General features: G+C 70.4%; 17 protein-coding genes. 11 read left to right on the plus strand and 6 right to left on the minus strand.

What is annotated here, in order from left to right; translation table 11 throughout:
* The first annotated feature begins 1 nt into the window (after nucleotide 1).
* The 3 genes from ACGFYU_RS18470 to ACGFYU_RS18480 all read left to right on the plus strand — a co-directional run bounded on the left by ACGFYU_RS18470 (nucleotide 2) and on the right by ACGFYU_RS18480 (nucleotide 5073).
* Nucleotides 2–1288, plus strand: a complete 1287-nt coding sequence (locus ACGFYU_RS18470; protein WP_393828466.1) for a sugar ABC transporter permease — start codon at nucleotides 2–4, stop codon at nucleotides 1286–1288.
* Nucleotides 1289–1542: 254 nt separating this feature from the next.
* On the plus strand, nucleotides 1543–3459 hold the full coding sequence (gene dxs / locus ACGFYU_RS18475; protein WP_393828344.1) for a 1-deoxy-D-xylulose-5-phosphate synthase: 1917 nt from the start codon (nucleotides 1543–1545) through the stop codon (nucleotides 3457–3459).
* 117 nt (nucleotides 3460–3576) lie between these two features.
* Nucleotides 3577–5073 (plus strand): amino acid permease, encoded by a 1497-nt coding sequence (locus ACGFYU_RS18480; RefSeq protein WP_393828345.1) that lies wholly within the window; start codon nucleotides 3577–3579, stop codon nucleotides 5071–5073.
* 17 nt (nucleotides 5074–5090) lie between these two features.
* On the opposite strand, the gene ACGFYU_RS18485 is transcribed toward ACGFYU_RS18480, so the two are convergent.
* Nucleotides 5091–6161: an LCP family protein gene (locus ACGFYU_RS18485; protein ID WP_393828346.1), complete on the minus strand. Its 1071-nt coding sequence runs from the start codon at nucleotides 6159–6161 to the stop codon at nucleotides 5091–5093.
* Between the two features lie 174 nt (nucleotides 6162–6335).
* Here ACGFYU_RS18485 and ACGFYU_RS18490 point away from each other — a divergent pair, with 174 nt between their 5' ends.
* The 6 genes from ACGFYU_RS18490 (at nucleotide 6336) to ACGFYU_RS18515 (ending at nucleotide 16464) form a co-directional block, all read left to right on the plus strand.
* The gene (locus ACGFYU_RS18490; RefSeq protein WP_393828347.1) at nucleotides 6336–7916 is read left to right on the plus strand and encodes a hypothetical protein; all 1581 of its coding nucleotides are present in this window, start codon (nucleotides 6336–6338) and stop codon (nucleotides 7914–7916) included.
* Nucleotides 7917–8077: 161 nt separating this feature from the next.
* Nucleotides 8078–9262, plus strand: coding sequence for a CDP-alcohol phosphatidyltransferase family protein (locus ACGFYU_RS18495; RefSeq protein WP_393828348.1), 1185 nt, complete (start codon nucleotides 8078–8080; stop codon nucleotides 9260–9262).
* A complete protein-coding gene (locus ACGFYU_RS18500; protein WP_393828349.1) occupies nucleotides 9259–13698 on the plus strand; it encodes a glycosyltransferase in 4440 nt (1479 codons plus the stop codon). Before ACGFYU_RS18495 ends, ACGFYU_RS18500 begins: the two co-directional genes overlap by 4 nt.
* A 21-nt stretch (nucleotides 13699–13719) precedes the next feature.
* Nucleotides 13720–14499, plus strand: a complete 780-nt coding sequence (locus ACGFYU_RS18505) for a rhamnogalacturonan acetylesterase (RefSeq protein WP_393828350.1) — start codon at nucleotides 13720–13722, stop codon at nucleotides 14497–14499.
* Nucleotides 14496–15212 (plus strand): hypothetical protein, encoded by a 717-nt coding sequence (locus ACGFYU_RS18510; protein ID WP_393828351.1) that lies wholly within the window; start codon nucleotides 14496–14498, stop codon nucleotides 15210–15212. Before ACGFYU_RS18505 ends, ACGFYU_RS18510 begins: the two co-directional genes overlap by 4 nt.
* The gene (locus ACGFYU_RS18515; protein WP_393828352.1) at nucleotides 15205–16464 is read left to right on the plus strand and encodes a phosphodiester glycosidase family protein; all 1260 of its coding nucleotides are present in this window, start codon (nucleotides 15205–15207) and stop codon (nucleotides 16462–16464) included. Before ACGFYU_RS18510 ends, ACGFYU_RS18515 begins: the two co-directional genes overlap by 8 nt.
* Before the next feature lie 86 nt (nucleotides 16465–16550).
* On the opposite strand, the gene ACGFYU_RS18520 is transcribed toward ACGFYU_RS18515, so the two are convergent.
* Nucleotides 16551–18680: a 3-hydroxyacyl-CoA dehydrogenase NAD-binding domain-containing protein gene (locus ACGFYU_RS18520; RefSeq protein ID WP_393828353.1), complete on the minus strand. Its 2130-nt coding sequence runs from the start codon at nucleotides 18678–18680 to the stop codon at nucleotides 16551–16553.
* The gene (locus tag ACGFYU_RS18525) at nucleotides 18677–19903 is read right to left on the minus strand and encodes an acetyl-CoA C-acyltransferase (protein WP_393828354.1); all 1227 of its coding nucleotides are present in this window, start codon (nucleotides 19901–19903) and stop codon (nucleotides 18677–18679) included. Before ACGFYU_RS18525 ends, ACGFYU_RS18520 begins: the two co-directional genes overlap by 4 nt.
* A gap of 332 nt (nucleotides 19904–20235) precedes the next feature.
* On the opposite strand from ACGFYU_RS18525, the gene ACGFYU_RS18530 reads away from it, so the two are divergent.
* The gene (locus ACGFYU_RS18530) at nucleotides 20236–20706 is read left to right on the plus strand and encodes a hypothetical protein (RefSeq protein WP_393828355.1); all 471 of its coding nucleotides are present in this window, start codon (nucleotides 20236–20238) and stop codon (nucleotides 20704–20706) included.
* Between the two features lie 162 nt (nucleotides 20707–20868).
* Nucleotides 20869–21435 carry a hypothetical protein gene (locus tag ACGFYU_RS18535; RefSeq protein ID WP_393828356.1) on the plus strand — a complete coding sequence of 189 codons (567 nt, stop codon included), beginning with the start codon at nucleotides 20869–20871 and terminating at the stop codon, nucleotides 21433–21435.
* 33 nt (nucleotides 21436–21468) lie between these two features.
* On the opposite strand, the gene ACGFYU_RS18540 is transcribed toward ACGFYU_RS18535, so the two are convergent.
* From ACGFYU_RS18540 to ACGFYU_RS18550, 3 genes are all read right to left on the minus strand, one after another.
* Nucleotides 21469–22752 carry an HRDC domain-containing protein gene (locus tag ACGFYU_RS18540; RefSeq protein ID WP_393828357.1) on the minus strand — a complete coding sequence of 428 codons (1284 nt, stop codon included), beginning with the start codon at nucleotides 22750–22752 and terminating at the stop codon, nucleotides 21469–21471.
* A gap of 140 nt (nucleotides 22753–22892) precedes the next feature.
* Nucleotides 22893–23555: a response regulator transcription factor gene (locus tag ACGFYU_RS18545; protein WP_007267191.1), complete on the minus strand. Its 663-nt coding sequence runs from the start codon at nucleotides 23553–23555 to the stop codon at nucleotides 22893–22895.
* Nucleotides 23556–23884: 329 nt separating this feature from the next.
* Nucleotides 23885–24541, minus strand: a complete 657-nt coding sequence (locus tag ACGFYU_RS18550; protein ID WP_393828358.1) for a DUF3000 domain-containing protein — start codon at nucleotides 24539–24541, stop codon at nucleotides 23885–23887.
* Nucleotides 24542–24553: the final 12 nt, after the last annotated feature.

A 24553-nucleotide genomic window follows, 5' to 3' on the forward strand; every position in this document is an offset into this window, starting at 1 on the left:
GCTGCACAAGCCGGACGGGACCACCGAGCACGCCGACGTGGTCAACCCGGCCGCCGCGCACGACGCCATCCCGGCCGTCGACCCCCGCCTGCTCGTCCGCGAGGAGGGCCTCGCCGGATACCTGAGCGAGTTCGGTCGCCGGATGAAGGCGGGTGACCTGGGATCCATCCCGGTCGTCATCGGCCTGATCATCATCTGGAGCATCTTCCAGGGCCTGAACTCGAACTTCCTCTCCCCGGAGAACCTCAGCAACATCGCGATCACGATGACCGCCACCGGCATGATGGCCGTCGGCATCATCTTCGTGCTGCTGCTGGGCGAGATCGACCTCTCGGTCGGCTCCGTCAGCGGTGTCTCGGGCGCGATCGTCGCCGTCCTCGCCGTCACCCACGGCGTGAACGAATGGCTCGCGATCCTCGCCGCCATCGCCGGCGGCGCCCTGATCGGCTCCATCCACGGCTTCTTCTTCGCCCGGATCGGCGCCCCGGCCTTCGCCGTCACCCTGTCGGGCCTGCTGTTCTGGTCCGGCGCGATGCTGCAGATCCTGGGCAGCAACGGAACGATCAACCTCGACTCCGAGGGCGTGGTCGGGCAGCTGACCACGTACTTCTTCTCGGACGTGGCCGTCGGCTACGGGCTGGCCGCGGTCGCGGTGGCCGGGTACTTCCTCGCCACCTTCTTCGACGCGCGGCGCCGTGAGGCCGCCGGGGTCCCCTCCCGGCCGCTCGCCGAGATCCTGCTGCGCACCGGCCTGCTCGCGGTGTTCACCTTCGGCCCCGCGATCGTGTTCAACCAGTACAAGGGCCTGCCGCTCGCGGTGGTGCTCTTCCTGCTGGCCCTGGTCGGTACGGACTTCGTCCTGCGCCGCACCTCCTTCGGCCGCCAGGTGTTCGCGCTCGGCGGCAGCGTCGAGGCCTCCCGCCGCGCCGGCATCAACGTCAACCGGGTCCGGATCACGGTCTTCGCGATCGCCGGCACCTTCGCCGCCATCGGCGGGCTCTTCTGGGCCTCCAAGATCGCGGCGGCCAACCAGAGCGCCGGCGCCGGCGACCTGCTGATGAACGTCATCGCGGCGGCCGTCATCGGCGGCACGAGCCTCTTCGGCGGCCGGGGCCGGACCTGGAACGCCCTCCTCGGCGTCATGGTCATCACCTCCATCCAGTACGGTCTGGCCCTGGAGGGAATCGCGACGCCGATCCAGTACATGATCACGGGAGCCGTGCTGCTGGCGACCGTGGTGATCGACTCGATCACGCGCAAGACCCAGAAGACGGCCGGACGCGCCTGACTGACCGCGCGTCCGGAGGACTTCCGGCGGTCATACCGGTCACAGTGCCCGGTGCCACTCCGAGTGGCGCCGGGCACCTGTGCGTCCCCGAGTGTGTACAGCTGTGCGGGTATACGCCCGCATGTGATGTATGACGCCGTGGTGGTGTGTTCATGTATGACAAAGGTGTGGCGCACCCGGGACGGCCCGATGACCGTACCCGCGAGCGGAACATTAGACTCGACAGACCAGCAAGCAACTGCAAGGAGGCACGGGTGCTGCTGACCCGCATCAAGGGACCGCGCGATCTCGACCGGCTCGGCCAGGAGGAGCTCAACCAGCTCGCCGCGGAGATCAGGTCGTTCCTCGTCGACGCCGTCTCCAAGACCGGCGGGCACCTCGGCCCCAACCTCGGTGTGGTCGAGCTGACGATCGCCCTGCACCGGGTCTTCGACTCGCCCAAGGACAAGGTCCTCTTCGACACCGGCCACCAGGCCTACGTCCACAAGCTGCTCACCGGCCGCCAGGACTTCGGCAACCTGCGTTCCAAGGGCGGCCTGTCCGGCTACCCCTCGCGCGCCGAGTCCGACCACGACGTGATCGAGAACTCGCACGCCTCCACCGTGCTCGGCTGGGCCGACGGCATCGCCAAGGCCAACGAGGTGCTGGGCCGCGAGGACCACCACGTCGCCGCCGTCATCGGCGACGGCGCGCTGACCGGCGGCATGGCCTGGGAGGCGCTGAACAACATCGCCGCCGCCAAGGACCGCCCGCTCGTCATCGTCGTCAACGACAACGAGCGCTCGTACGGCCCCACCATCGGCGGCCTCGCGAACCACCTGGCAACGCTGCGCACCACGGACGGCTACGAGCGCTTCCTGGCCCGCGGCAAGGACCTCCTGGAGCGCACCCCGGTCGTCGGCAGGCCCCTCTACGAGACCCTGCACGGCGCCAAGAAGGGCCTCAAGGACTTCATCGCCCCGCAGGGCATGTTCGAGGACCTGGGCCTGAAGTACATCGGCCCCATCGACGGCCACGACATCGAGGCCCTGGAATCGGCGCTCCAGCGCGCCAAGCGCTTCAGCGGCCCGGTCATCGTGCACTGCCTCACCCAGAAGGGCCGGGGCTACGAGCCGGCCGTCCAGGACGAGGCGGACCGCTTCCACGCGGTCGGCGTGATCCACCCGGACACCGGCCTGCCGGTCTCCACCGACGCGGCCAGCTGGACCTCCGTCTTCGCCGACGAGATGGTCAAGCTGGGCCACGAGCGCAAGGACATCGTCGCGATCACCGCGGCCATGCTCCAGCCCGTCGGCCTGAAGAAGTTCGCGGACGCCTTCCCGGACCGGATCTTCGACGTGGGCATCGCCGAGCAGCACGGCGCCACCTCGGCGGCGGGCCTCGCGACCGGCGGCGCCCACCCGGTCTTCGCCGTCTACGCCACCTTCCTCAACCGTGCCTTCGACCAGGTCCTGATGGACGTCGCCCTGCACAAGTGCGGGGTCACCTTCGTCCTGGACCGCGCCGGTGTCACCGGTACGGACGGCGCCTCCCACAACGGCATGTGGGACATGTCCATCCTCCAGGTGGTCCCGGGCCTGCGCCTCGCCGCCCCGCGCGACGCCGAGCAGCTGCGCGCGCAGCTGAACGAGGCCGTCCTGGTCAAGGACGCGCCGACCGTCGTGCGCTTCTCCAAGGGCGTCGTCGGCCCGGCCGTCCCGGCCGTCGGCCGGATCGGCGGCATGGACGTGCTGCGGGCCCCGGCCCCCGAGGTGGCCCGGCCCGACGTGCTGCTCGTCTCGGTCGGCGCGCTCGCCCCGATGTGCCTGGAGATCGCCGACCTCCTCGACAAGCAGGGCATCTCCTGCACCGTCGTGGACCCCCGCTGGGTCAAGCCGGTGGACGAGGCGCTGGCCCCGCTCGCCGACGGCCACCGCGTGGTCGTCACCGTAGAGGACAACAGCCGAGCCGGCGGTGTCGGCTCGGCCGTCGCGCAGGCCCTGCGCGACGCGGGCGTGGACGTACCGCTGCGCGACTTCGGCATCCCGCAGCGCTTCCTCGACCACGCCACCCGCAAGGAGGTCATGGCCGAGATCGGTCTGACCGCCCCGGACATCGCCCGGCAGGTCACCGGCCTGGTGGCCAAGCTGGACGGGCGCTACGACAGCGAGGCGGCCGCCATCGTCGACTAGGGCGGGTATCGGCCACTAGATCGCCGCGCGGTTGCACGTCACGGGCCGGGAGATCACCCTGGAAGGGGTGGGCCTCCCGGCCCGTTCGCGTGCGTCACCTTGTTCGGAGGTGCGTTGGTGAGTACGGATCTGAACAGTCCCTTCCGCACCAAGTCGGTCGAACAGTCCATCCGGGACACCGAGGAGCCGGAACACCAGCTCCGCAAGTCGCTGTCCGCCTGGGACCTGACCGTCTTCGGCGTCGGCGTGATCATCGGCACCGGCATCTTCGTCCTCACCGGCAAGGTGGCCAAGGAGACCGCGGGCCCCGCCACCGCGCTGGCCTTCGTGGCCGCCGGTGTCGTGTGCGCCCTCGCCGCGCTGTGCTACGCCGAGTTCGCCTCGACCGTCCCGGTCGCGGGGTCGGCGTACACCTTCTCCTACGCCTCGATCGGCGAGCTGCCGGCCTGGATCATCGGCTGGGACCTGGTCCTGGAATTCGCCCTCGGCACCGCGGTGGTCGCCGTCGGCTGGTCCGGGTACGTCCGCTCCCTCATGGACAACGCGGGCATCCATCTGCCCGCGGCCCTCCAGGGGCCGGACGCGGCGGGCGGCACCTTCGACCTGCTGGCCTTCGTCCTCGTGCTGGTGCTGACGGCGATCCTGGTGGTCGGCGTGAAGCTGTCCGCGCGGATCACCGCCCTCGTCGTCGCGATCAAGGTCACGGTGGTGCTCATCGTGATCATCGCGGGCCTGTTCTTCCTCAAGGGCAGCAACTACAAGCCGTTCGTCCCGGAGGCGGTGCCCCAGAAGGGCGGCTCGGGCCTCGACGCCCCACTGGTCCAGCTGATCTTCGGCTACGAGCCCACGAACTTCGGCGTCATGGGCATCTTCACCGCCGCCTCCGTCGTCTTCTTCGCCTTCATCGGCTTCGACGTCGTGGCCACGGCGGCCGAGGAGACCAAGCTGCCCCAGAAGGACATGCCGCGCGGCATCCTCGGCTCGCTGTTCATCTGCACCGTGCTGTACGTGGCGGTCTCGCTCGTGGTCACCGGCATGCAGCACTACACCGAGCTGTCGGTGAGCGCCCCGCTGGCCGACGCCTTCAAGTCGCAGGGGCATCCGGTGTACGGCGGCATCATCAGCTTCGGCGCGGCCGTGGGCCTGACCACGGTGTGCATGATCCTGCTGCTGGGCCAGACCCGCGTGTTCTTCGCGATGAGCCGCGACGGCCTGCTGCCGCGCTTCTTCTCGCGGACCCACCCGAAGTTCCGTACGCCCTACCGGCCGACGATCCTGCTCGGCGTGATCATCGCGATCGTCGCCGGATTCACCAGCATCAACGAGCTCGCGACCCTGGTGAACATCGGCACGCTCTTCGCCTTCGTGGTCGTGGCCCTCGGCGTGATCATCCTGCGCCGGACCCGCCCCGACCTGCACCGGTCCTTCCGCACCCCGTGGGTGCCGGTGGTCCCGATCCTGTCGATCGCGGCCTCGGTGTGGCTGATGCTGAACCTGCCGGCCGAGACCTGGCTGCGCTTCGCGATCTGGATGGTGATCGGCTTCTTCGTGTACTTCCTGTACGGACGCCGCAACAGCCGGCTGGGCCAGGTCGGCCGCGACGCGAAGTACTAGCGGGCGCGAGCCGGGCGTCAGCCCTTGGCGGGGGAGTCCTTCGCGGAGGCCGGGATCTTCTGGTCGTTGCGGAGGGCTTCCCACAGCTGGGTCGCCTGCGGCTCGGCCACGATCACGCGATTCGGGTCCACCTTGTCGTAGGCGACCGGCAGCATGATCGTCTCCATCGTCTCCGGGTCCACGCCCTTCATGCTCTGCGCGAAGTCGGCCAGCGCGGTGAGCGAGGCGAGGTCGGAGTCGGTGGTCAGCGACTTGGTGCCGGAGTCCGCGAGCTTGTAGAGCCGCGCGGGGTTGCCGAGGGCGTCCTGCTTCTTGATCTCGGACAGCATCGCCATCATGAACTGCTGCTGGAGGCCGATGCGCCCGAGGTCGCTGCCGTCGCCGTAGCCGTAGCGGGTCCGCACGAACTTGAGCGAGTCGGTGCCGTTCAGCCGGTGCTCGCCGGCGTCCAGCTTCAGGCCGCCCTTGGCGCCGCTCATCGGCTTGTCCAGCTTGACGGTGACCCCGCCGAGCGCGTCCACCAGGCCCTTGAAGCCGGCGAAGTCCACCTCGACGAAGTGGTCCACGCGGATCCCGGACATCCCCTCCACAGTCTTGACCACACAGGCCGGACCCGCGAGGGAGTAGACGGAGTTGAACATGACACGCTTCGCGGACGGGACGGTCTTGCCGTCCCCGTCCTTGCACTCGGGCCGGGTGATCAGGGTGTCGCGGGGGATGCTCACCGCGGTCGCCTTGGATCGGCCCTCGGGTATGTGCACCAGCATCGCGGTGTCCGAGCGGGCCCCGCTGACATCGCCGTGGTCGAGGTCGCCGTTGGCCCCCGCCCGGGAGTCGGAGCCGAGGACGAGGACGTTCTGCGCTCCGGCGACCACCTTCTGCGGGCGGTTGTCGCCGATCGCCTTGTCCAGGTCGACGCTGTCGATGTTCCCGTTGAGGTGGCTGTACGCCCACCAGCCCGCGCCCGCGGTACCGAGGATGAGCAGGGCGACCACGAGGAGGACGATCCTCAGCACGCGCCGCTTGCGGGGACGTGCACCGCGGCCTCCGGTCCGGCGGCGACTGCGGGCGGCGGTGTCTTGGGTCATACTGCTCGAATCCTCGGGGGCCTGGGGCGGACGTCAGTGGGTGCGGCCGTCCGGATGCCGCTGCACTATAAGCAGATTTCCGAGTCGAACGGGAGAGCGCATATCGTCCTCCTGGTCGGTGGTGAAGCGGAAATCCCGGAGTCCGCGAGGCGCCAGGGAGGAGGAGAGGAAGCCATGGCCCGAGCAACCAGGCGTCGTGCGCGCGGCGCCGAGACGTTCCCTGAACCGCAGTCCGGCCGGACGGCCCCCGTGGCGATCGTCGTGGCAGGCCCCGCCGATGCGGTTCCTCTCATCCTCTCCGAACCGGCCGGCTCCGTGATCGAGGTCGTCTGTCTCGACGACGGCGACGACAACGGGTACCGCGCGATGGAATCGGCCGTCGCGCAGGCGCGGCGCCGCGGGTGTACCTTCCCCGGAGAACCGTTCTTCCTCGACGCCGAGGAGGGCAACCTCACCGGCCAGATCCTCGACGCCCTTCACGAGATCGGGCCGCTGCGCGTGCGGACCCTCGATCCCGATCCCGTCCACGACGACATCGACCGCGAACGCAAGCTCCCGATCGTCAACGAGCCGGAGGCGCGCGGCCAGGTGGCCCGAAGCGCGCTCAGGGCGGCCCGCCGTTACCAGCTGGCCGTCAGCACCCCGGTCTTCGTCGACTGCCGCAGGGCCGGTGCGGACCCCGCACTGCCTCCCCAGGCGTCCACCCGCTATCCCCTCCCCACCCGGTGGCTGATGGCCGGCAAGGACGGCCGGCTGTCCGCCTACCTGCCCACGGCCGCCGGAGTCGTCCGCTGGACCGAGGGACCCACCGAGGCCGACGGCTGGCGGGGCCCCGAGCTGCTCGAAGGCCCGGAGCTGCTGCCGGGGCTGACCGTGCTGCGGGGCCCCGAGGGCTACGCGCACCTGATCGGTCTGAGCCGGACCAAGCGCAGGGAGGGCGGCGTCACCGTCGAGGTGGTCTGTGCCACCCAGTACCAGACGGGCCGCCCGGTCGGACCGTGGACCTCGCTCGGCAATCCCAACGCGGCGAGCTGGCAGAAGGCCCGTGAAGTCGGATTCCCGGCGGCCACGTTCGACGCCGGCGGCGTTCTGAACGTGTTTGTCCGGAATTTCGGGCACAGTGTCAGCGTGCGTCAGCAGTCACCCAAGGGGAGTCTGACCGGCTGGGAGACGCTGCGCGGGATGCGGACGGCCGACGAAGTGGCCGCCTTCCCGGCCGTCGACGGCGGGGTGCACATGGTGGTGAGAGCGCGCGACGCCCAGGCCGCCGTGCACTGGTACCGGCGGGACACCGCGTCGGGGTGGACGGAGAACCGCCGGATCCCCGTGAGCCCGTACCCGGGAAGCCTCTCCGCGGCCCCCGAGGCCGGCGTGGTGCGCTTCCGCTACGCGGGCAGCAACGAGGTCTGCGTCTGGTGGCCGGGCGCGCAGGCGCCGATCGGCCTCGGCGGTCCGGACGGCCTCGGTCCGGTCGACGGGGTGGCGGGTGCCGACATCCAGGGATGGGGTTGCACGGTGCTCGTGCGCGGCGGAACCGGGGGAGTGACGGCCATCGGCGCGCATCCGGACGGGCGGCCGGACACGGGTGTGTGGTGGTCGGAGTCCGGGGAGCCCTCGGTGGTTCCACCCGCGGCCGCCTTCGACAGCCGGGGCCGTGTGGTCATCGCCACAGTCGGAAGGGACGGCAAACTCCGCGTGGCACGCCAGCAATTGGGATCCAATGGCCTGGAGTTCACCGCTTGGAATGTCCAATAAGGGCTGTTTGGTCTCGCTAGTTGAGCGTTTGAGCACTGGTTGAGGCCGTAAGTGACTTGTTATGGTCATGGTGCGCCCTTTACCTGAATCTTAGGTGAATGTTTGGCGTCGCAATGGCGGCGAGCGCCATCGCCCGGTTCGCCGTTGACGACTGAGGGGTTATGTCCAAGCTGTCACTGAAGGCCGTCCAGAAGCTGACCTGCAAGAAGCGGGACGCCTGGTGGACGGTCCTTCTGGTCGACCCGATTGCGACCCGCCTCGTCTGTCTGCTCGCCCGCTGGAACTTCGTGACGCCCAACCGCGTGACATGGGCCGCGCTCTACGTGGGCCTCGGCTCCGCGTACTTCTTCTTCCAGGGCGACTGGCAGTCCCTGTGCATCGGCGCGGGCCTCTACCACGTCAGCTTCATCCTCGACTGCATCGACGGCAAGCTCGCCCGCCTCAAGGGCAACGGAACCATCTTCGGCGGCTGGCTCGACTACGTCTTCGACCGCATCCGTGTGCTCGTCTGCGCGCTGGCCCTGATGGGCGGGCAGTTCGTCCGCGCCGACCAGGAGATCTTCCTGCTCGCCGCGCTCGTCGTGATCTTCCTCGACATGCTCCGCTATGTCGACGCCCTCCAGATCTACAAGATGCGCATGTCCATGCGCAACAAGATCGAGGCCGTTACCCTGGCCCGGCAGGCGGAGCGGGGCCTGGAGGAGGAGGACCGCAAGGTCGTCTTCATCGAGGACCTGCTGCGCGAGAACCCCCTGGGCCAGGCGGACGAGCTCAAGCGCCAGAGCGCGCAGACCGACCAGGCCGAGGTCATCGACCTGCACCAGCAGTTCCGCGAGCGCTTCCCCTGGTACGCACGGGTCCGCCACGCCCTGGTCCAGAGCCGCATCCGGCCGCACCTCATCAGCGGCATCGAGTTCCAGATGTTCATCTTCATCGTCGGCCCCCTCATCGGCCACGTGCTGTGGACCACCGCGGTGTCGGCCGTGCTGATGGGCGTCTTCGAGCTCGTGATCATGTTCAAGTTCTGGCTCTCCACACGCGACTTCACGCGCACGATGGAACGCCTCGACCCCGGCAGCACCCCCTCCCGCGCCGGCTCCATAGCCCCGCACCTGCACGCGGGCCGCCACCGCCGCCGCGACGACGGGGACTACCCGGGCGTGGACGAGGCCGACCGGCGGTTCCCCGCTCCCGAACCGTATGAGGACCCCGGCTTCCAGCCGTACCCGCGTCCCTACACGGACGAGTACACCGGCGGTGTCACCGACACCATGCAGTTGGCCAAGATCCCGTCGCAGCCGGCGGCGCGCCCCGACTACGCCGGACCGGAGCGCCACCCCAGATGAGCTTCCCGGTCGACATATCGCAGTACCGCGCCACCATCGTCATCCCGGCGTTCAACGCGAGCGCCACGCTCGGCCGCGCCGTCCAGTCGGCACTCGCCCAGACCCACCGGGGGGTCGAGGTCCTCGTCGTCGACGACAGGTCCACCGACAGCACCCTCGCCGTGGCCCACCAGTTCGCCGCCCAGGACGGCCGGGTCCGCGTCATCGAGCGGCCGCAGAACAGCGGCGGCTGCGGCGCACCACGCAACAACGGCATCGAAGCCGCCTCCGGCCAGTTCGTGATGTTCCTCGACGCGGACGACGAGCTGCCGCTCAAGGCCGTCGAGACCCTGCTCTCCTCCGCCCTCACCACGGGCTCGGAGGTCACCGCCGGCCGCGTGGTCCGCATCAACCAGGCCACCGACGAGATCACCGTCTGGCAGCCCCAGCTGTACCCGGCGGACCAGACGGTCGCCGGCCTGGGCGGCATGCCCGAGCTGATCGACGACCCGATCGCCACCGGCAAGCTGTATCGCCGGGACTTCCTCGACAACTACGGCATCCGCTTCCCCGAGGGCGTCTACTTCGAGGACACCTACTTCTCCACGGTCGCGAACTTCCACGCGCGGTCGTTCACCATCCTCGCCACCCCCGTCTACCGGTGGATGTGGGAGCGGGAGTCCGACCAGCCGTCGATCACCAACCGCCGCCACGAGCTGCGCAGCATCCGCGACCGCGTCCTGGTGCACCAGTACACCGACAGCTTCCTGTACAGCGTCGGCCGCCCCGACCTGCTCGCCCGCAAGGGCGCCAAGTTCCTCTCGCACGACCTGCGGCTGTACACACCCGAACTGCGCACCGGGGACCACGCCTACCACGACGGGTTCGTCGCGGCCGTCGCCCCGTACCTGCGCGGCCTGGACCCCGGCACCTTCGAACTGTGCGGCCCCATGGAGCGGATCCGCGCCTTCGGCCTGATGCACGGCCGCGTGGACATCGCCGTCTCGGCCTCCGACTACATGAAGCGCCGCAGCGTGATCAGCTCCGACATCGTGGAGCGGGACGGCCGGGTCTTCTGGTCGGGATCGCTGCTCGGCTACCCCGACGCGGAGAAGTTCCTCGAGGTCACCGAGCTGGAGCTGACCGGCCACAAGCTGGCCGACGCCCGCATGTACAACCAGGCCGTCTCGATCGAGATGGTCGACGGTGAGCTGCACATCGAAGGCGCGATACGCAACCAGTTCAGCCGGTTCGACCCCGATGACAAGATCGAACTCATCGCGGTGCTGCGCCGCCGCAGCACCAAGACGGACCACCGCTTCCCCGTCTCCGGCGTGGAGATCGACGCGGACTGGATCCGCTACCACACCACCGTCGACCTCAAGTCCACCCTGGACAAGGCCGACCGCACGGGCCACTGGAACTTCTTCGTCCAGCTCAGACACGGCGGCGAACGCGCCTCCACCGCGCTGAACATCAGCGGCGTCGACGTCACCCGCATGCGGCATTCGTGCCCCACCGGTGTCTTCGAGCTCTACGAGACCGTCAGCGGCAACCTCGGCCTGCGCCCGGAGACCGGCGAACTGCAGCTGGGGACCTCGGAGCGGGGCACCCCCTGGCAGTGGTGGCAGGACGCGCCCCCGGCCGAACCCGTCACCCCGCCCGAGCAGTACGCCGCCGCCGTCGTGGTCCACTGCCACAACGACGAGTACCACCTGCGCGAGTTCCTCTCCTCCCTGGTCGCACAGCGCAGCTTCCCCGCCACCCAGGTGGTGTTCGTCGACGACGGCTCCAGCGACAGCACCGCCCGGCAGCTGGCGGCCTTCGCCGCCTACTACCCCAACGCGGGAGTCGTCACCCAGCACCGCCTCGGCCTGCGGACCGCCTTCGACCACGGGCTGCAGTACGTCGTCGCCCCCCACGTGATGTTCGCGCGCGCCCGCGACATCCTCGGCGAGGACGTCGTCGGCCGGCTGCTCACGGCGGCCCGCCGGGTCAAGGGCGCCGACGTCGTCGCCGGCCAGGCGGACAACTTCCCCGGCCCGTGGCGCAGCGCGGACGAGCCGTGGCAGCGGTACTTCAGCGGCAAGGAACCCGTCCGCAGGCTGGCGGACGCGCCCTACCTCGTGTTCTCCACGCAGCTCGGCGCCAAGCTCTTCAGGACCTCCTTCGTCCGGGAGCACGGCTTCCGCTGCGGCCCGGGTCCCGGCCCCGAGGACGACTGGTTCACCGTCCCGGCCGTGCTGTACGCGCGGGCGGTGGCCATCGCGCCCGGTGCCCGTTTCTTCGCGCGCGACGAGCAGAACCAGAACTCGCTCTTCGACCGCCCCTGGAACGACCCCGCCAAGGCGGTGGAGCGGGTCCGGCTCGCCGCGTACGTCCTGGCCTCGGTCAAGGGCGCCCCGCCCCGGGTCGTCGTCCTCGCCCAGCGCTTCGTCGTCCGCACGCTCCAGCCGTACGTGCGCAACATGCACCGGATCATGAGCAAGCAGGAGCTCGCCGCAGTCCTGCCGCTGCTGGGATCGGTCTACGGCCAGGTCTCCGACGAGCTGATCCTCCAGTACGCGTCCGCCCCGCAGTCCAAGGTCCAGCACCACGCGATCGTCACGGGCAACCTCGAACTCTTCGCGGACCCGCTGAGCACGCCGGAGTACCTGCCCACCCTGTTCCTGGACGACGAGGGCATCTACCGGAGGCTGACGAGCGACCCGGTGCGCACGACGCTGCTGCGCGTGCCGCGGGCCAGCGCCGTCCTGGAGACCTTCGACTGGACCGACGACGCGTTCCACTTCGAGGGGCTCCTCGTCTTCTCCGGAGTGGACATCGACTCCCGGTTCACGAACCGGATCCAGCTCGTGCTCTCCGACGGGGAGCTGGAGGTGGCCCTGCCCGTCGAGCAGGTCTACCGCCGCGACCGCTGGCGCACCCGCAAGAACCAGGACTGGTTCTCCGGCTGGCGCGCCACGGCCCGCCCGGCCGCCCTCGACCCGCTGCGCAACGCCGAGCTGACCCTGGTCATGCGGGTGCACGACCAGGAGCGCCACCACGACATCCCGCTGGCGGCCCGGCAGATGCTGCACCGCTTCAAGGGCGTGCACACCTCGGGCCGCCAGCGCCTGGTCCTGTCGATCGACGACGACGAGCAGGTCGCCATCCGCTGGGTGCGCGGCTTCCTGGCCCGGCGCGGGGACAAGCTCCGGCGCTTCCGCTGGGAGCTGCGCAACTCACTGCCCGGCCGCCCCGGCTGGCGCACCCGCCTGATGTACTGGCTCACCTACCCCTACCTGCACAACCGGGGCATCTGGATCATCGGTGAGCGCGAGGACACCGCGCAGGACAACAGCTACCACCTGTTCAAGTGGATCCGGCAGAACCGGCCCAAGACCAAGATCTACTACTCCATCAACGGCGACTCCCCGGACTGGGACAAGGTCGCCCGGTACGGGCAGGTCATCGACCGGCTCTCGTGGAAGCACCGGGCCTACCTGCTCCACGCGGAACGGCTCATCAACGCGTACGACCTGGAGGCCTACCTCGGCTTCCCCGGCCTCCTCAAGAGGGCCTTCCTGCGCGGCTACGGCGACCTGCTGCGCTACAAGCGCGTGTTCCTCCAGCACGGCGTCGTCTACAACGACGTCGTCGCCTCGATCCACGGCCAGGCCACCAACGTCGACATGGTGCTCACCACGGGACGCAGCGAGCGCTCGTACTACGCCGAGCACTGCGGCTACGGCTACGAGCGCGTCGCGGCCACCGGCCTGCCCCGCTTCGACGCCCTGGAGCCGGTCCGCGGCCCGCGCCGGATCCTGGTCATGCCGACCTGGCGCCGGGACATCGTGGCCCCCTCCTACAACAGGGCGGCCAAGCCCGAGATCCCCTTCCCGGCCTCCGAGTACTACCGGTTCTTCTCGGCGCTGCTGCGCAACGAGCGGCTGCTGGGCGCCCTCCAGTACCACGGTGTCGAGCTGGAGTTCATGCCGCACTACGAGATCCGCCCGTACCTGAGCCACTTCAAGATCGACCACCCGTCGATCACGGTCTCGACGACGGGCCGCGACGTGCAGCTCGCCATGCGCGAGTGCTCGATGCTGGTGACCGACTACTCCTCGGTGTTCTTCGACGTGGCCTACATGGGCAAGCCCATCGTCTACACGAACTTCGACGACGAGTCCTTCTACAGCAAGCACTACAAGCGGGGCTACTTCGACCTGGCCCGGGACGGCTTCGGCCCGGCCTGCCGCACCGTCGACCACGCGGTCGCGGAGATCATCGCGACCATGGAGCGGAACTTCCAGGTCGAACCCGAGTACCGGCGCCGCGCCGAGGCGTTCTTCGTCCTGCGCGACACCTCCAACTGCGAACGAGCCTTCGATGTCATCGACACCATGGACGCGAACGTCGTCGGCGACCAGCGGGCGCAACTGCACCTCGGAGCACGGGGCTTCGGGGAGTTCTGAGAAACACATGAAGGACGCACCATGACGGCAGTCTTCCTGTCCGGCGGATCGAGCCTATGCGACCGCCCGCGCAGCATGGCCCCCATGACCGGCTGGGGACAGGCGATGCCGCTCTTCCTGCAGGGCGTGGACCTGATCAACTGCGCCCGTGCCGGGGCCAGCAGCAAGAGCTTCATGGAGCGCGGCAGGCTCGCCTGGGTCCTGGACCACCTCCGCCCCGGCGACCTGCACCTGATCTCCTTCGGGCCCAACGACGCCAAGCCCGGCGCCGGCCTGCACACCGAGCCCTTCTACGACTACCAGGGCAACCTGCGGCGCTACGTCAACGAGACCCGGCTGCGCGGCGCCCACCCCGTGCTCGTCTCCAGCCACGAGCGCTCGGTCTTCGACAAGTTCGGCAACTTCCGCCGGCCGCTGGGGCTCTACCCGGCCGCCAAGCGGGAGCTGGCCGGGCAGATGTCCGTACCCCTGATCGACCTCAACGAGTGGAGCGTCGCCTGGTGGCGACAGCTCGGCCCGCAGGACTGCCGGCAGGTCTTCCTCTACCTCGAACCGGGCGAACACCCCAACTACCCCGACGGGGTGGGCGACAACTCGCACCTGAGGCCGTACGGCGCCGTGGAGGTAGCCCGGTACGTCGTCGGCGAGATGCGGTCGCGGGGGCTGCTGCCCGGCCAGTACTTCCGGAACCTGGAGAACCAGTTCGACGCGAACCAGGCGGTGGAGTTCCTCGACGACGCCGTGTCCGAGCGGATCACCAAGGAGCGGGTCGGCAGATCGATGGCGGGAGCGGCGAAGTGAGCGACTGGTTCCCCGTGGTCCGCGCCTGGATCGTCCAGGGCCCCCTCGGCGGGGTGCTCGACCTGATGTCCTCGGCCGACCCCGGCCGGCCCCTGGTCCCCGGCCAGGAGTTCACCCTGGCCATGACCCTCACCCCGAGCGGCGGCGCGTACCGCACGTACGGCTACATCCTCGACGACATGCTGGGCGACGCGGTGGTCCTGGGCGACCTGCAGGGCTTCCGGCTGCTGAAGAACGGCCGGCACGCGGCGTTCGCCAGTGGCACCGAGCCCTTCACGGCCACCTGCACCGTCAAGGTCAAGGCGGACGCCCGGGACGGCGCCATGATGCTCCCGCGCGTGGTCGTCGGCCTGATGCCGTTCCAGGGCGACAAGCTGATCCCCTGCTCGGGCATCGAGGACCGGGGCTTCTGGGTCCGCCGCCACAGCGTCCCCGGCCGCGCCCTGCACCTGCACCCCGGCGCCCAGGTCACCCTGCCGGCGGACGCCGAGCAGGGCCTGCGCCGCGCGGGCGTCGGCATCCCCCGGCGGGGCACGCTGCACTGCGCCCCCGACGGCACGGTCACCTACCAGGCGCCCGCCGCCTACCACGGCTACGACTTCTTCACCTGCACCTACGAGGACCAGGACGGGCACTCGGTCCAGTCGGAGGTCGTCGTTCACATCGGCGACCTGGCCCTGTCACCGGGAGCCATGGGTGCCCTCCATGGCTAGGCCCTCCCGCCTGGCGGCGGCCCTGGCGACGGTCCTCGTACTGGCGGGATGCTCGGGCGGTGCCGGAGTCCCGGACGGCCTGGCCTCCTCCCGGCCGCCGGTCCCGGCACCGGCGCTGCCCGAGGGCGTCTCCTACCAGGAGCTCGTCCGGAAACTCGACGGGCGCGCGAACTCGCACGTGCAGGTCCTGACCATCCGCCCCGACGCCCGGGTCAAGATGGCCGGCCTGCACGGCAGCGCCCTCGCCCACGCCGAGACGGTACGGGAGATGGCCAAGGCCGCCGGAGCGCTCGCCGCGGTCAACGCCTCCTACTTCGACATCAGCACCGGCAAGAACTACGGCGGCTACGACGGCGACCCGCTGGGCCTGTACACCGAGCGCGGCAAGATGCTCAGCGAGGCGACCAACGGCCGGACGGCCCTGCTGATCGGGGACAAGGACGGCCGGATCGACGCCCGTATCGACGAGGTCACCACCGAAGGCCAGGTGATCTCGGACGACGGAGCCCGCCGCGAACTGGACGGCATCAACCGCGTCCCGGGCCGCATCCTGGGCTGCGGAGGCGTGGGCGGCGACCGCCTGGCCGTCACCGAAGTGCCGATGGAGGAGCCGTACGGAGGCCTCTGCACGGACGACGCCGAACTCGTGGCGTTCACCGAGGACTGGGGCGACGGGACTCCCCCCGGCACCCCGGACAGCGCGGAGGCGGTGCTCGACCGCAACGGCCAGGTGGTGGAGGTCCGCCAGCCCGCCGGCGGGCCGGTACCCGAGAAGGGCAGCACGCTCTACGCGACGGGGTCCGGCGTCGAGTGGCTGCGCTCCCACGCCCACGAGGGCAACAAGATCACGCGCTCCATCCGGATGAACGACATGACGGGGCTGCCGGTGGCCGGCCGCGTCGACACGGCGGTGGGCGGCCGCTACCGGCTGCTGCGGGACGGGGCGTCCGCACTCGGCGACGCGGCCGCCTCCACCAAGAAGGCCCCGCGCACGGCGGTGGGTGTCACCGCCGACGGCGCCCTGCTGCTGGTGACCATCGACGGCCGCAAACAGGGCGAGGACGCCGGAGCCACGCTCGCCGAGGCCGCCGAACTCCTGGCCTCGCTCGGCGCCAAGGACGGCATCGGCCTCGACGGCGGCGGGTCCACGAGCATGGTCGTGGGCGGGGAGCTGCGCAACCACCCGCGGGAGGCCGACGGGAAGGCCACCGAACGGCCCGTGGCCAACGCGCTGGCCCTCTTCGCGCGCTGAGCGCGGGCGACCCCGTGAAACGGCCGATGCCGCACCGCCCCTGACAGGGCGGTGCGGCATCGGCTTCGTCGTGCGCGCGGTCCGGATCAGACCGGGACGCTCGCCAGGCCGGGGGCGAGGAACTTCTTGCCGTTCACCCGCTCCGAGACGCCCTCACGGTCCAGGTACGGCGTCACGCCGCCCAGGTGGAAGGGCCAGCCGGCGCCCGTGATGAGGCAGAGGTCGATGTCCTGGGCCTCGGCCACGACACCCTCCTCCAGCATCAGGCCGATCTCCTGCGCCACCGCGTCCAGGACGCGGTCGCGGACCTGCTCCTCCGTCAGGACGACATCGCCCTGTACCAGGAGGGCGGCGACCTCGGGGTCCAGCTCCGGCTTGCCGGAATCGTAGACGTAGAAGCCGCGCTTGCCCGCCTTGACGACGGCCGCGAGGTTCGGGGAGACCTTGAAGCGCTCCGGGAAGGAACGGTTCAGCGTCTCGGAGACGTGCAGACCGATCGCCGGGCCGACGAGCTCCAGCAGCACCAGCGGGGACATCGGCAGGCCGAGCGGCTCGATGGCCTTCTCCGCCGTGGCCACCGGGGTGCCCTCGTCGATGACGTTCTGGATCTCGCCCATGAAGCGGGTCAGGATGCGGTTCACGACGAACGCCGGGGCGTCCTTGGTGAGGACCGCGGTCTTCTTCAGCTTCTTGGCGACACCGAAGGCCGTGGCCAGCGAGGCGTCGTCGGTCTGCTCACCGCGGACGATCTCCAGCAGGGGGAGGATCGCGACCGGGTTGAAGAAGTGGAAGCCGACCACGCGCTCCGGGTGCTGGAGCTTCGAGGCCATCTCCGACACCGACAGCGAGGAGGTGTTGGTGGCGAGGATCGCGTGCGCCGGGGCGACCGCCTCGACCTCCGCGAACACCTTCTGCTTGACGGACATCTCCTCGAACACGGCCTCGATGATGAAGTCCGCGTCCGCGAAGCCCTCGGCCTTGTCCAGGACACCGGTCACCAGGGCGGTCAGGCGGTTGGCCTTGTCCTGGTTGATGCGGCCCTTGCCGAGCAGCTTCTGGATCTCGGCGTGGACGTAGCCCACACCCTTGTCCACGCGCTCCTGGTCGATGTCGGTGAGGACCACCGGCACCTCCAGGCGGCGCAGGAAGAGCAGCGCCAGCTGCGAGGCCATCAGGCCCGCGCCGACGACGCCGACCTTGGTGACCGGACGGGCCAGGGACTTGTCCGGGGCGCCGGCCGGGCGCTTGCCGCGCTTCTGGACCAGGTTGAAGGCGTAGATGCCGGAGCGCAGTTCGCCGCCCATGATGAGGTCGGCCAGGGCCGTGTCCTCGGCGTCGAAGCCCTTCTGCAGGTCGCCGTCCTTGGACGCCTCGATGATGTCGAGGGCGCGGTAGGCGGCCGGGGCGGCCCCGTGCACCTTGGAGTCCGCGATGAAGCGGCCCTTGGCGACGGCCGCGTCCCAGCCCTCGCCGCGGTCGATCTCGGCGCGGACGACCTCGCTGGTGCCGTTCAGCACGTTCGCGGTCCAGAGCAGCGACTGCTCCAGGAAGTCCGCGCCCTCGAAGAGCGCGTCGGCGATGCCGAGCTCGAAGACCTGCTTGCCGCGCAGCTGCTTGTTCTGGTTGAGCGAGTTCTCGATGATCACCGAGACCGCGCGCTCCGCACCGATCAGGTTCGGCAGGATGGTGCAGCCGCCCCAGCCCGGAACCAGGCCGAGGAAGACCTCGGGCAGCGAGAAGGCCGGGATGGCCTTGGAGACGGTGCGGTAGGTGCAGTGCAGACCGACCTCGACACCGCCGCCCATCGCCGCGCCGTTGTAGTACGCGAAGGTGGGGACGGCCAGCGCGGAGAGACGCTTGAAGACGTCGTGGCCGCCCTTGCCGATGGCGAGCGCCTCGTCGTGCTTCTTCAGCAGCTCGACGCCCTTGAGGTCGGCGCCGACCGCGAAGATGAACGGCTTGCCGGTGATGCCCGCGCCGACGATGGAGCCCGCGAGGGCCTCCTGCTCGACCTGGTCGATCGCCGCGTTCAGGTTGGCGAGGGACTGCGGGCCGAAGGTGGTCGGCTTGGTGTGGTCGAAGCCGTTGTCCAGCGTGATGAGCGCGAAGCGCCCGGCGCCGAACGGCAGGTCCAGGTGGCGGACGTGCGCGGACGTGACGACCTCGTCCGGGAAGAGCTCGGCCGCGCCCTTCAGGAGATCGGCGGTGGTGCTCACTTGGAGCCTCCCTCGGCGTTGAAGTGCGGGTTCTCCCAGATGACCGTGGCGCCCATGCCGAAGCCGACGCACATGGTGGTCAGGCCGTAGCGGACGTGCGGCTGCTCCTCGAACTGGCGGGCCAGCTGCGTCATCAGGCGCACGCCCGAGGAGGCGAGCGGGTGGCCGAAGGCGATGGCGCCGCCGTACTGGTTCACGCGGGCGTCGTCGTCGGCGATGCCGTAGTGCTCCAGGAAGGCCAGCACCTGCACGGCGAAGGCCTCGTTGATCTCGAACAGGCCTATGTCCTCGATGGACAGGCCGGCCTGGGCGAGGGCCTTCTCGGTGGCCGGGATCGGGCCGTAGCCCATGACCTCGGGCTCGACACCCGCGAAGGAGTACGAGACCAGGCGCATCTTGACCGGGAGGTTGTTCTCCCGGGCGAAGTCCTCGGACGCGATGATCGCGGCGGTGGCACCGTCGTTGAGACCGGCGGCGTTGCCCGCGGTGACCCGGCCGTGAGTACGGAACGGGGTCTTCAGGTTCGCCAGGTTCTCCAGCGTGGTGCCCGGGCGCATCGGCTCGTCGGTGGTGACCAGGCCCCAGCCCGTCTCACCCGCGGCCTCGTTGGTGTTGCGCACCGAGATCGGGACCAGGTCCTGCTGGATCTTGCCGTCGGCGTACGCCTTGGCGGCCTTCTCCTGCGAGCGCACGGCGTACTCGTCGGCGCGGAGCTTGGTGATCGTCGGGTACCGGTCGTGCAGGTTCTCGGCGGTCATGCCCATGAAGAGGGCGGACTCGTCGACCAGCTTCTCGGAGACGAAGCGCGGGTTCGGGTCCACGCCCTCGCCCATGGGGTGGCGGCCCATGTGCTCGACACCGCCGGCGAGGGCGACGTCGTACGCACCGAAGGCCACACCGCCCGCGACGGCGGTCATGGCGGTCAGCGCGCCGGCGCACATGCGGTCGATGGAGTAGCCCGGGACGGACTGCGGGAGGCCCGCGAGGATGCCGGCCGTGCGGCCCAGCGTCAGGCCCTGGTCGCCGATCTGCGTGGTCGCGGCGATGGCGACCTCGTCGATCTTCTTGGGGTCCAGGTCCGGGTTGCGGCGCAGCAGCTCCCGGATCGCCTTCACGACGAGGTCGTCGGCGCGGGTCTCGTGGTAGATGCCCTTCGGGCCCGCCTTGCCGAACGGGGTGCGGACGCCGTCGACGAAGACGACGTCCCTGACGGTACGAGGCACGTTGGCTCTCCTCCAGGTGCGGGTGTGCACTGCTGCGCGGGGGCATGCTCGGCTTACGTCACTGAGCGCCCGCTCACCCGGCCATGCTACTTGCCGGTAACCGGCGTGCACACCCCCTCCCCGAACAGCGGCGAAGGTCACACTCGCCCGCATGGTGTGAGCCCCCTCGCGCCCCGCCGTGCGCCCGGCCGTTCGGAGCGCTCCGGGCTACCCGAACGGGTCGGACACCCGGGCCCACGGTCACGTCGATGGTGTCCGGCGCGCGGCCTTCCCCATGCTGGCCCGGTCCTGGGCGCCCGCCTCGGACCAGACCGACGGAGCGGAGCCCCACGATGGCCGAAACCGTTTACGAGGACTACTACCTGGACCACAAGTCGACCATCCCGGCAAATGCCGGGGACCCCGTCAAGCTCTTCGTGCGACGCAGGCGCAAGAACCCGGCCGCGGACCAGCCGAGCAGGCCCGTCCTGATGCTGCACGGCAGGAGCGTCGCTGCCCTGGCGGGCTTCGATCTGCAGTACAAGAACGGGCAGTACAGCTGGGCCGAGCAGCTGGCGAAGAAGGACTTCGACGTCTTCGTGATGGAACTCCAGGGATCGGGGCTGTCGACCCGCCCGATGATGGACGACCCCAAGAACGTCAGCCCCGCGCCCGCACAACGGGCCCTCCTCGTGCCCTACCCGAACGCGGAGCCGTACACGGGCCCGGTGAGCTACGCCGCCCAGTTGAACAACTCCCAGAGCGACTGGGACGAGGTGGACACGGTCGTCGACTGGATCCTCGACCAGACCGGCGCCGCGTAGGTCGACCTCATCGGCTGGTCGGCGGCCTCCCAGCAGCTCGGGCCCTACGCCATCCAGCACCCCGGGAAGGTCCGCAGTCTCTTCCTGCTGGCGCCGATCTTCCCGCCGAACGGCCGGGCGAGCGCGCCCGCGACCGACTTCGACGCGCCCGTACCGCTGCCCGTGTCCAAGCCGGAGGCGGCCTTCGGCTACCCGATGACCGTGGCCACGAAGGGCGGCCTCGACAGGGCGTGGAGCAACGACCTGAAGTGCCCCGACCAGCGCGATCCCAAGATGGTCGACGAGGTGTGGAAGGCGATGATGGCCGCCGACCCGGTCGGTAAGAAGTGGGGCCCCCGGGCGAGCTCCACGGACCCGAACCCGCAGGGGCTCAACCGCGTCCGGAACTCGTACTGGTGGGGCTGGAACAAGAACACCGTGCCGCTGCACGGGGTTCTCGGCGGGACAGTGCCCGTGTGCATCGTGTACGGGGAGCACGACTCGATCGTGAACACCGCGCCCGACCTGGGCCTGCTGTACTTCTCGGTCCCCGAGCTCTACAAGACCATCCCCGGGCCGAACAAGCTGATGTTCCGCATCGCCTGCGCGGGGCACCAGGCCCCCTGGGAGCGCGTGGCGCACGACATCCACACCATGTCCGAGCACTGGCTCAAGCAGGGCAAGGTCATGGGCGCGACCACCGGGAGCTACTACAGGGACGTGGACGGGGTCCTCACCCCCCTGGAGTGAGGACCCCGTGCTCGTTCTCGGCGGGCCGGCCGGTCAGGCGGTCGCGGCCAGGGCCGTGACCAGGGCCGCGGTGACCTGTTCGACCTGCCACGGGCGGGCGCCGTAGCCCGCCAGGGCCTGCGCCACCGTGTCGGCCTCCAGCCGCTGCGGCGGCTCCCAGCACAGCCGGCGCACCGTGTCCGGGGCGATCAGGTTCTCCTGGGGCAGGTGCAGCTCCTCCGCCAGGGCCGAGACGGCCGCGCGGGCCGCCGACAGCCGGGCAGCCGCGGCCGGGTCCTTGTCGGCCCAGGAGCGCGGCGGCGGCGGACCGGCCGGGGTCGCCCCCGGCTGCGGCAGCTCGCTCTCGGGCAGGGCCCTGGCCCGGTCCACGGCGGCCATCCACTGGTCCAGCTGGCGCCGGCCCATCCGCTGCCCGTAGCCGGGCAGGGCGGACAGGGTGTGCACGTTCGCCGGGAGCGCCAGGGCGGCCTCGACGATCGCGGCGTCGCCCAGCACCTTGCCGGGGGAGACGTCACGCCGCTGCGCGATCCGGTCCCGCGACTCCCACAGCTCCCGTACGACCGCCATCTGCCGGCGGCGCCGCACCTTGTGCATCCCGGACGTACGGCGCCACGGGTCCTTGCGCGGCGGCGCGGGCGGAGCGGAGGCGATGGCGTCGAACTCCTGGCGGGCCCATTCCAGCTTGCCCTGCCGGTCCAGCTCCTTCTCCAGCGCGTCGCGCAGGTCCACCAGCAGTTCCACGTCCAGTGCGGCGTAGCGCAGCCACGGCTCCGGAAGCGGGCGGGTGGACCAGTCGACGGCGGAGTGGCCCTTCTCCAGCGCGTAGCCGAGCACGCTCTCGACCATCGCACCCAGTCCGACCCGCGGGAAGCCGGCCAGGCGCCCGGCCAGCTCCGTGTCGAAGAGCGAGGTCGGCACCATGCCTATTTCGCGCAGGCACGGCAGGTCCTGGGTGGCGGCGTGCAGGATCCACTCGGTGCCGGACAGGGCCTCGCCCAGCGCGGACAGGTCGGGGCAGCCCACCGGGTCGATCAGCGCGGAGCCCGCGCCCTCGCGGCGCAGCTGCACCAGGTAGGCGCGCTGGCCGTAGCGGTATCCGGAGGCGCGTTCGGCGTCGACGGCGACGGGCCCGGTGCCCGCGGCGAAGGCCGCGACCACCCGGGCGAGCGCGTCCGCGTCGGCGACCACCGGGGGGATCCCCTCACGGGGCTCCAGCAACGGAATCGGCGGCCCATCGGACGAACTGACGACGTCGTCCGGGGGGCCGCCCCCGGTGGTGGTGCGCAGGTCTGCTGCGGTCTCTTGGGCGTCGGTCACCGGTCAAGGGTATCCGTGGATGTGAGGCGCCCGTCGCCGGAACGTTCCGTCGACGGGCGCGATCAGTATGCGGGGAGTTTTCCGGGGGTATTCCGGACCGCCACCCCGGACGGCTATCCGGGGGCTCCGGCCGCCCGCGGTCAGTGGATGATCCCGGTCCGGAGGGCCACGGCGACCATCCCGGCCCGGTCGCCGGTGCCCAGCTTGCGGGCGATCCGGGCGAGGTGGGACTTGACGGTCAGGGCGGACAGGCCCATCGAGACGCCGATGGCCTTGTTGGACTGGCCCTCCGCGACGAGGCGCAGGACCTCGACCTCGCGGCCGGAGAGCTCCCGGTAGCCGCCCGGGTGGCTCGGGGCACCCGGGGGGCGGCGGTGCATGCGGGCGGCGGCAGCGCCGATGGGGGCGGCGCCGGGCCGGGTGGGGAGCCCGATGTTGGTGCGGGTGCCGGTGACGACGTAGCCCTTGACGCCGCCGGCGAGGGCGTTGCGTACGGCGCCGATGTCGTCGGCGGCGGACAGCGCCAGGCCGTTGGGCCAGCCCGCGGCGCGGGTCTCGGAGAGCAGGGTGAGACCGGAACCGTCGGGCAGGTGTACGTCGGCCACGCAGATGTCGCGCGGGCTGCCGACGCGGGGGCGGGCCTCCGCGATGGACGACGCCTCGATCACGTCACGTACTCCGAGAGCCCACAGATGGCGGGTCACGGTGGAACGGACGCGCGGGTCGGCCACGACGACCATGGCCGTCGGCTTGTTCGGGCGGTAGGCGACCAGGCTTGCGGGCTGCTCGAGAAGAACGGACACCTAGGCCTCCTGGGGGAGTGGCGGGACGGCCGGCTCGGGGAAGGAAGCCGGTGCGAACCGTGCGGATGGTCACTGACTCCTTCGGCACGTCACCCGCCCGGCTTTAGGGAATGATCACGATTTGGTGAGTAACAATTCGGGCAATTCGGACGCACGATCGATCATCGGGTGATCAGAAGCCGAACCGGATGCTCCGATCTGGCACGCGGATGCGGGTCCGATCGGTCGTGACGTGCGCGAAAGCCGGCGGGACGTCCCGTACGGCCCCCGCCGGAGGCCGTACGGCGCCTCGCCCGGCTCCGCTCGTACGGGTGGTGCCGCGAGCGCTCTTACGGGTGGTGCGGACCGCGGCGCTGAGGCAGGGAGACCACGCCCGTGACCGAGTCGGTCGGCCCCACCGGAGGCAGCCCCGCGATCTGGCACAGCAGCTCGCACCACGCCGCCAGGTGCGCCGAGGTGTCCGGCACCCCGCCCACCCCCTCGCGCGGCGTCCACGAGGCTCTGATCTCGATCTGCGTCGCCGGCCGCCGCTCCCCGAGCCCGCCGAAGTAGTGCGAGCCGGCCATGGTCACGGTGCCGCTCGCCTCCCCGTACGTCAGCCCGCGCGCGTCCAGCGCCCCCGTCAGCCAGGACCAGCACACCTCGGGGAGGAGCGGGTCCGCGGCCATCTCCGGCTCCAGCTCCGCCCGTACGAGCGTCACCAGCCGGAAGGTCCCCTGCCAGGCGTCGTGCCCGGCCGGATCGTGGAGCAGGATCAGCCGGCCGTCGGCCAGGTCGTCCTCCCCGTCCACCACCGCCGCCTCCAGCGCGTACGCGTGCGGTGCGAGTCTCTGCGGCGGCTTCGTGGGGTCGATCTCGATCCCCGGACGCAGCCGCGCCTTCTTCAAGCCGTCGACCGCCCGCCGGAACGGGAGCGGGACGGAGCTCTCCTTCGCGCTGTCCATACCGTCAGCGCCATCTGAAAATCGTCCCTGAGCCGCAGCCATGCGGGGAAGACT

Source organism: Streptomyces sp. NPDC048337 (genome assembly GCF_043201175.1).
Taxonomy (GTDB): Bacteria; Actinomycetota; Actinomycetes; order Streptomycetales; family Streptomycetaceae; genus Streptomyces.